General features: G+C 68.4%; 9 protein-coding genes and 1 pseudogene. 3 read left to right on the top strand and 7 right to left on the bottom strand.

From position 1 onward, the window contains the following. Window positions 1–283 (top strand): annotated as a pseudogene (locus B9S61_RS20350) (transposase); the annotation flags it as partial. A gap of 258 nt (window positions 284–541) precedes the next feature. Here B9S61_RS20350 and B9S61_RS20345 read toward each other — a convergent pair. The 6 genes from B9S61_RS20345 to B9S61_RS20315 all read right to left on the bottom strand — a co-directional run bounded on the left by B9S61_RS20345 (window position 542) and on the right by B9S61_RS20315 (window position 5,745). Beyond that, a complete protein-coding gene (locus B9S61_RS20345) occupies window positions 542–1,660 on the bottom strand; it encodes an ADP-ribosylglycohydrolase family protein (protein ID WP_103543544.1) in 1,119 nt (372 codons plus the stop codon). Between the two features lie 381 nt (window positions 1,661–2,041). Further along, the gene (locus B9S61_RS20335; RefSeq protein ID WP_103543542.1) at window positions 2,042–2,965 is read right to left on the bottom strand and encodes an S-4TM family putative pore-forming effector; all 924 of its coding nucleotides are present in this window, start codon (window positions 2,963–2,965) and stop codon (window positions 2,042–2,044) included. After that, on the bottom strand, window positions 2,962–3,849 hold the full coding sequence (locus B9S61_RS20330) for a CBASS oligonucleotide cyclase (RefSeq protein ID WP_103543541.1): 888 nt from the start codon (window positions 3,847–3,849) through the stop codon (window positions 2,962–2,964). Before B9S61_RS20330 ends, B9S61_RS20335 begins: the two co-directional genes overlap by 4 nt. Then, window positions 3,846–4,367 carry an HORMA domain containing protein gene (locus B9S61_RS20325; RefSeq protein ID WP_146064896.1) on the bottom strand — a complete coding sequence of 174 codons (522 nt, stop codon included), beginning with the start codon at window positions 4,365–4,367 and terminating at the stop codon, window positions 3,846–3,848. The genes B9S61_RS20330 and B9S61_RS20325 overlap by 4 nt, the downstream gene beginning before the upstream one ends. Further along, complete coding sequence (locus B9S61_RS20320) at window positions 4,364–4,831, bottom strand: hypothetical protein (RefSeq protein WP_103543539.1); 468 nt, start codon at window positions 4,829–4,831, stop codon at window positions 4,364–4,366. The genes B9S61_RS20325 and B9S61_RS20320 overlap by 4 nt, the downstream gene beginning before the upstream one ends. After that, window positions 4,828–5,745: an AAA family ATPase gene (locus tag B9S61_RS20315; RefSeq protein WP_103543538.1), complete on the bottom strand. Its 918-nt coding sequence runs from the start codon at window positions 5,743–5,745 to the stop codon at window positions 4,828–4,830. Before B9S61_RS20315 ends, B9S61_RS20320 begins: the two co-directional genes overlap by 4 nt. 239 nt (window positions 5,746–5,984) lie before the next feature. Between B9S61_RS20315 and B9S61_RS20310 the strand changes: the two genes are divergently transcribed. Both B9S61_RS20310 and B9S61_RS20305 read left to right on the top strand, forming a co-directional pair. Then, complete coding sequence (locus B9S61_RS20310; protein WP_103543537.1) at window positions 5,985–6,467, top strand: helix-turn-helix transcriptional regulator; 483 nt, start codon at window positions 5,985–5,987, stop codon at window positions 6,465–6,467. Between the two features lie 2 nt (window positions 6,468–6,469). Further along, window positions 6,470–7,036, top strand: coding sequence for an ImmA/IrrE family metallo-endopeptidase (locus B9S61_RS20305; RefSeq protein WP_103543536.1), 567 nt, complete (start codon window positions 6,470–6,472; stop codon window positions 7,034–7,036). A 448-nt stretch (window positions 7,037–7,484) separates the two neighbouring features. Here the strand turns inward: B9S61_RS20305 and B9S61_RS20300 are convergent, their stop codons facing one another. Beyond that, window positions 7,485–7,997 carry a flavin reductase family protein gene (locus B9S61_RS20300; protein WP_103543535.1) on the bottom strand — a complete coding sequence of 171 codons (513 nt, stop codon included), beginning with the start codon at window positions 7,995–7,997 and terminating at the stop codon, window positions 7,485–7,487. Window positions 7,998–8,002: the final 5 nt, after the last annotated feature.

Genomic DNA, 8,002 nt, shown 5'->3' with positions numbered 1-8,002 from the left:
CGACCTGCGGCCCGTCTATCACCGGCTCGAGGAACGCATACGCGCACACGTCATCCTCTGCTGGCTCGCTCTGCTGCTGATCCGCATCACAGAGACCACCACCGGTGCGACCTGGACGACCGTCCGCCGAGAGCTCGACCGGCTCCACCTCGGCACCTTCACCGGCCCCACCGGCCTGTTCCGGCAGGTCACCACCCTCACCAAGCCCCAGACCGACCTCCTGGCCAAGCTCGGCATCCCCGCACCGAAGCAGATCATCGCCCTCGAACCCACACCCCGCTGACCAGCACGAACACCAGCGCCTAGAGAAACGCCTCTCAGGCGCCCTCACCCATGTCCGCGCAGGTCAGACCACAGATTCGTGACTCTATGCCGCTGAATTACGCGGAACGCAGGGGGGTGTGCCGGACACGGCGGCGGGGCGTGGGCGGATGGTTCGTCGCGCCGTGGGTTCCTCGCCCCCGCCGCCCCTTCCCGTCCCGTCCCCGGGGCTCCGCCCCGGACCCCTTCGCGCAGTTCCCCGCGCCCCTTTCGGGAGAGGTCAGCATCCTCGGGGGTAGCGGGTCAGCCAGGCCGGGGAGGAGCCGGCCGGGCCGTGCAGGGCGGGCCCCTGGGTCATCTCCATCGCGAAGTCGTCGGCGAGTTCCAGGATCGTGGGACGGCCCTCCAGTTCGGCCAGCCAGGCCGGCGGCAGGGCCGTCTCGCCGTGCAGCGCCCCCAGCAGCCCGCCGGTCAGCGCACCCGCGGCGGCGCTGGGCCCGTCGTGGTTCACGGCGAGACACAGCCCGTGCCGTACGTCCTCCCCCACCAGCGCGCAGTACACGGCGGCGGCGAGCAGTCCCTCGGCGGTGGCGTTGCCGACCAGCTCCGTGACCCGCTCCGGGGTGGGCATCCCCTGCCGCACGGCACCCAGCGCCTCCTGGAGCGCGTCCGACACCGGCTGGTGTCCCGGGCGCCCGGCCAGCAGTGCGAGCGTGCGCTGCACCGCCGTGTCCAGGCTCTCCCCACGGGCCAGCGCGTGCACGATCACGGCGTATCCGCCCGCCGAGAGGAAGCCCGCCGGATGGCCGTGGGTCTGCGCCGCGCACTCCACGGCGAGCTGGGCGACGAGCTGCGGCTCCCAGCCGACGAGCAGCCCGAACGGCGCGGACCGGGCGGCGGCCTCCGGCCCGGCCTCACCGGGGTTCTTGGGCGCCTCGAGCGTCCCCATGGTCTCGTCCCCGAGCCCGAGCAGCAGCGTCCGGGCGGGGTCACGGCGGGCGTACAGCCACTCCTCCCGCGCCAGCCAGCCGTCGTCCTTGCGCCGCTCGTCCGGACCCCAGTCCCGCTGGGTGGTGGCCCAGCGCAGATAGGCCCGGTGCAGATCGGTCGGCGGATGCCAGGCACCGGTGTCACGCCGTACCTGGGCACGGATCAGACCGTCCACGGAGAACAGGGTGAGCTGGGTGTGATGGGTGACGGCACCGCGCCGCCCGTAGGCGGGGGCGAGGTCGGTGACGCCCTCCGCGCCGTGCGCCTCCCGGATCGCGTCGATCGCCTCGCCGTCCACGGGCGCGCCCAGCGCGTCACCGACGGCCACCCCGAGCAGCGTCCCGCGCACCCGGCTGCGGAAGTCCTGCTGCTCCCGGCGCCCCCACACGGGCCCGGCAGTACCAGCCACCAAGACCTCCCGGGGACCGCCCGTACGTACGACGCCCAGCACTGTAGTCGAACGCGGACGGTCGGTTCAGGGGGCGGATCGGTATGCGGAACGTGACCCGAGTGATCGCCTTCGTGGGGCTTGTAGAAAACTCCATCGCCGCAGGTCAGCGGGTGGCCAGGAGATCGCTCTGGAACGCACACCCACCGATTCGGAAACGCTCAGCCGATCGCTGCAGGTCAGGGCATGTCCTCGGAAGACCCACAGTCGGGTCACTGACGCCCTCCCGAAAACCCACCTGATCGCTCCACGTCAGCCACTCCCCCTTCCTCACGAAGATGCGATGGAAGGGCCCGCAGTGCGGGACAACGAAGAGCATGAGGGAAACGGACACGGCCCGGCTCAACCGGAGTCTGATGATGAGCGCAGGGTCGTGGTGCCGTCGTTCGTCACGGCAGTAGTTTCGGGCCGACGCAATTTGTAGAACCAGTTGGGCACGGCCGGGCCATCCCGCCGCAGTAGGTAGGTCGCGTCCTGGAGCCGTCGGCATTCTTCGACAGGGATGTCCCGGGGGTTGGCCTGGTATGTGTTCCAGACATCGTGGATGTCGTCTTCGACCTGTCGGCGTTTAGCGGACTGCTGCCAGTGGCTACGGGCGAGTTCGATGGTGTCGAGTAGCGCTGCGGCACTGGGTAGGAAAAGCGCCACGAGGAAATCGAGAAGCGTCATGTCGCGTACGAGCGCGAAGACGATGATCGCGAGAGTCCATGCGCCTCCGACGATCGTCAAAAAGGTGCCGTATGCGTGGTGATCCCGGCGGCTCCAGACCGCGCTCTGCCGCTGGCACAGCAAGACGTCACCGGGCCAGGGGGTGTTGCCCAGGCCAACGCTGTACCAGTCGAGATAGGGGGTGTGGTCCGGGATGCGGCGGGCGGCCGAGGAGACGTCGTCCGGGACAGGTTGCCGGCCGACCAGGGCTTGGTTCCAGGGCAAATGAAAGAGCTTGGTGTCGTACAGCTCCTGGATGTTCACGGCGCGCAGGGTGGCGCTCTGCTCCAGGCCGGAGAGCACGGTCCGTCCGAGCACCAACCATGCGGCGGCGATAGCCCCGCGGGTGCCCGAGCTCGCGAGGAAGAATATCGCGAAGAGGGGCGCGGTCAGGGCTAGGAGGACGTTTCCCCAGATCCTGATGCGGCGCCACCACATAGCCACCCGGTACAGGTGGGAGTACGCCAGCAACCTGTTGAGGTGCTCCGGCTGATCCTGGCGTTCCTTGATCCGGCTGGAGGTGCCGGGGGACACGGGAGGCTGCTGGCCGGTGGTCATGACTTGGTGAAGAGGGGGCCGAAGAGGAGCTGCCACTTCGCCAGCGCGTCGCCGGTGCGGCCCGCGCGTTCGAGTCGGAGCGCCTCCGTGCACGCGGCTTCTGCGGCTCGCAGTGCTGTCTGGGCGGCCTGGAGCTTCTCGGGCTGGCCGACGAACATGTCGGAGACGTCCGGGCCCAGGTGGGCCGGGTCCGGCCAGCGCTCCGTGATGGCGTTGACGGCGGTGGCGAAGAACTGGCGCAGTTCCCTGGGGTAGGGCCCGACCCAGTCGCCCTTGATCAGCTCCAGGGCCATGACCTCGATGAGGAACGATGCCTCGATGGGGTGGCCGTGCTCGCGGTTCCACGTCTTGACCATCTTGACGAGGGGCTTCCACTGCTCGGAGTAGTCCTTGTTCGCCCGGATCGCGAGGTCCTCATGGATCTTCGGGTTGGTGGAGATCCACTCGGCGATGACGTCGTCGGGGATCAGGTAGTGGTCGTCCTCGATGAAGGCGGGCACGACGTCGAAGGAAACCACGTCACCCGTGAGGTCGTCGACCAGTTTCACGCCGAAGTCGACGCGCACGGCCCGCCGGTCGCAGCACACCCGGTCCTTGCCGTAGATCGGTGCCAGGATCGCGCGTACGGCTTCGAGGACCTCGTGCGGGTGCTTGCCGAGGTAGCCCCTGTCGTTGAGCACCACCATGATGTCGACGTCCGCCAGCGGCTTGGTCTTGGTCGCCCGCCGGTAGGCACCGGTGAGGAAGGTGTCGGCGACGTCGAGGGTGCTGTCGTCGAGTTGCTCGCGCATGCGCTGCTGGCGATTGCTGGCCCGGGCGGACTCCGTCGGTGTGATCTCCAGGTTGCCGCGGAACTTCTCGAAGGCCTCATTGACGTTCATCATGATCCCGTCCGGGCGTAGTAGGCGAGTCCGGTGCCGAGGCTGCCGCCGCCGATCGCGGTACCGACCTCGTGGCGGGTGAATCCGGCCGTGGACCGCAGGCTGGTCGTGGACCATCCGGCGACGTCCGGACGACCGGGCTTGGTGTCGGCAACGATGCGGTAGTCGCACCGGGAGGGAACGGCACCGGCCTTGCGGACGGCGTAGTAGACGGTGTCCGGGTCGAGCCACAACTCGCCGTCGGCATCCGGGTAGTAGCCGTAGTCGATGGTGAAGTCGAAGCGCCCGACGAGATCGTCACCGTAGCGGCGGCTCGGGTCGTGGATCTCCAGTACCAGGGAACGCAAGTGCCGGGAGGTGAGCCAGATCTCGACCCCGCTCTCCAGGATCGGCCACTGGTTGGTCATCTTGGCCGGGTCGAGCCCGCTTTCCTTGACGATCCGCCGGAGGCCTCTAATGAGCCCGGTCGACACGTGGGTGACGGCGTGCGCATGGGTATTGACGTGGACGGCAGTGCTCACGACAGCTCCAACTCGTCGGTGTTGATGACGATCCGGGACGCGCGCGCGTGAGCCTGGGTGTCGTCAGGTACGTCGTCGTCGAGGGCGCGGACACTGATCTTCGGGTGTCCGGCGAGGGCCGCGCGCAGTTCGTCGAGGTCGTCCTCGGCGCACGGCAGTGACAGGTGCCAGCCGGGCTGCTCCAGGGGGCGTGACGACAGAGGGGTCTCGCTCTGCGCGGCGTCTAGGGCGTCACCGCCGTGCACCGTGCGGATCCTGATGCGCGGGCCCGTTGCGGGCAGGACCACGATGGCGGAGTTGCTGGTGTACTCCTCGGCGATGGTCACGGCGCCCGGTCCGGCAACCGCGAGCAGGGCGGTACGGGCGGGGCCTGTATCCGAGGCGAGAAGGTCGACGATCGCCTGCCAGGTCTGGGACGAGGTGCGGTGGGGCACCGAGGCGATGCGGCGTGCGATGACACTCATGCCGTCTCCCGGGCGTGGTCTAGGGCAGCCAGGAGGTCCTGGACGGTCACGCCGTTGGGGTCGCCCTTGGTCTCCGGCCGGTAGGCGCACGCGGTGGCGACCGCCTTGCGCAGACGCCGGCCGTCCAGACCCTCGCCGCGCTCGGCGGCTGCGTCGAGTGCCTCGGCCGCGGTCAGCGCCTGGGCTCCGGGGAATGCGCGGGCGATCGCTCTGACGGTGTGCTCCAGGATCCAGCGCCGGGCCGTGCGGTCGGGGAGCGGCACCCGGATGACGTTGTCCGCGCGGGAGGCGAGAGCCGGGTCGATCGCGTCGGGAAAGTTACTGGTGGCGAGGACGAAGACGTCCGTGTGACGGCGGGCGAGCCGGTCGAGTCCGACGAGGGCCGCATCCACGGCGCGATGTACGTCGATGGGGTTGGCGTCCATGGATAGGGCCGCGCGGTCGGTCAGGAGGGTCTCGACCTCGTCGACCAGCACCACCAGCGGCCCGGCGATCGCCATCTCCTCGATGACGGTGCCGAACAGGGTCTCCACGCTGCGCTGGCTGCGACCGAGGGAAGCGCTGGCCAGAGCGTGGGGGTCGACCTCGAGGAACAACCAGGGGGTGGGTGAGCCCAGAGTGCGGGCGATCTTGTCTGCGAGTCCCCGGGCGACGGTGGTCTTGCCAACCCCCGGAGCACCCGTGAGCAGGGTAATGCCGTGCAGCGGCACAGCGTCGAAGGGGACGGCCTGACGCAGGCGGATGCTGGCCACCGCGCCGCGGAGCATCCGCTCCTTCATGTCAGTGGGCAGTGCGATGCTCGACCAGGCTTCCCGGAACTCCTCGTCCGGCAGCAGTCGGGCATCCGCGATCCCCTGTGTCTCCTCGTCGGGCAGGGAGCGGGGAAAGGCGTGCAGTCGTGCGGTTTCGCTCATCAGGCGGTCCTTTCCGGATCCACAAGGCATGGCGAACAGAAGTGCACAGCGGTGCTGGGGGTCCGGAATGCAGCCAGAGAAACCAGCGTTGACTCACACTGTACGACGCGTACCGATCGAGGTACAACCGAGTTCGGGGATACTTAACGGAGGGGTGGGATGATCAGCCACAGGTGATCGTCCTAGAGTCGCCACGCTACGGTGCGCCGAAAGACGCCCGGCGGAAGGAGGTGGCGGTAGTGGACGAGCCCATCGACATCGAGGCGCTGCAGATGCTTGTGCAGCAGCATCGCGCGCAGTTGGGACTGAGCCTGCGGGCGGCGGCGGAGCAGGCCGACGTGCCGTTCAACACCCTCGCTCGGGTGGAGAAGGGCCACTTGCCGGACCTTGCCAACTTCACCCGGCTCGTCGACTGGCTGGGGCTCTCCCCCGAGCGTTTCTTCCAGCCCCCGCGTCTCCGTACGGAGAGCACCCCGGACGTCATCGCATTCCATCTGTCGCGCGACCCCAACCTCACGGATGCCGCAGCCGAGAAGATCGCCGGGCTGGTCAAGGAGCTCTACGGGAGCCTGGCCGCCCGCGAGAGCGAGGTGAAGGTGCACCTGCGCGCGGCGTCTACTTTCACCCCGCAGGCCAGCCGCATGCTCGCCGACCTCCTCGCCACCATGCAGAGCAAGCTGACGGCCTCCGACGAGGGCGGCTCCGCCCAGGCTAGGGGTTAGGGGTGCGCCGAGGGTTCAAGTCGGAAGCGGAACGGCTGGCGGACCGCGTACGCACACAGATCGGCCTGAGCTCCGACGTCCCGCCGGACATCCGCCAGCTGGCTGCGCATCTGCGTGTCGAGGTGATCGACGCGCAGGAGCTGATCGGCATGGACAGCCTGCGAGAGCTCGAGAGCGTGCAACCCGGTGCGTTTTCCGCCGCCACGTTCCATCTGCCGGGCGGCCGTACCGTCGCCGTCTACAACCCGTGCAACGAGCCCGCGCGCACCAAGAGCGACATCGCCCATGAGCTGGCCCACGTCCTGCTCGGCCACGAGGTACGTGAACTGCAGCAGATCGGCGGGCACGCGTTCTTCACGTGCGACCCCGAACAGGAGGAGGAAGCCAACTGGCTGGCCGGCTGCCTACTGCTACCCCGTGAGCTTCTGCTCCGCCACGCGTACGCGGGAGCCGACGCCCAGGCGCTCGCGGCCGCCGCCGGGGTCAGCGTGCCCATGGCCCGCTTCCGCCTCAACACCAGCGGCGTCCTGCTCCAAGCGCGCCGTAGTCGAACAGCCCGGAGGCAGTAAAACTCCTCCTGAGGGGATGTTCGACGGGGGTCGAGTCGCCGGGCGACAAAGTGGCGCTCCCCCTGATCCGTCGCCAGGACGACGTGAACGTTGGCGGTTTTCCATCAATCCCCCGCTGGTGATACTCAACGCGGCCGCTTACATTGCCTGGCCTTCCCCGAACAAATCCTGGCCACCGTGCTCCGCCTACAGGTCGCCCTTGCTGGCCAGAACCACGGATGTCCGCGACAGAGGTCTGGGACAGGAAGGATGATGATGTCCCTGCCCCGGCCGGGCACCCTCAGGTAGGAGTGAGCCCGGCCGGAGAACAATGGCGCCAGGGTCGCCGAATGATGATCGGCGACCGGTGAATCGTCAGCGGATAGCGTCCGACGCGGGCGGCGCCTCCCAGATCCACGTGCAGGTACGCACTGAACCGGAAGTCTCAGAGACAGCGTTCGCCGATCGTTCAGATCGGCATCCGGAAATCTCGCCGGTACCAGACCAGCGGCGATGCGGACGCCCCGCGCCCGCGTATTCCCGTGAGTTCACCGATCAGCAGTGTGTGGTCACCGACCGGTATTCGACTGGCCGCGGTGCACCGAAACGCAACCGCCACATCGGCGAGGTACGGCACGGTCGAGTCGGACCAGTCTGCGAGGCGCACACCGGAGAACCGGTCCACACCACTGGTGGCGAAGGCCCGGGCCAGATCCCGGTGGTCGCTCTCAAGGACGTTGATGGTGAATTCGGCAGCCTCGGACAAGGTCGGGAAGCAGCTGGACGTATGTGACATCCCTACGAGAACAAGCGGCGGCTCAAGCGACACCGAGGTCACTGAGCTGGCGGTGAATCCCCAAGGGCGACCGTCCGTGTCCCGCGCCGTGACAATGGTCAACGGCGCGGCAAGCAACGACAGTGCTTCACGGAACTCCTCACCGTCCAGGGCAGGCGGACTCCCTTCGACCTGTGTGCTCACCATGCGAA

The organism is Streptomyces sp. SM1, assembly GCF_002910825.1.
Taxonomy (GTDB): Bacteria; Actinomycetota; Actinomycetes; order Streptomycetales; family Streptomycetaceae; genus Streptomyces; species Streptomyces okerensis.
The sequence above is the reverse complement of the archived record's forward strand: the minus strand, read 5'-3'. Positions and strand labels throughout refer to the sequence as shown.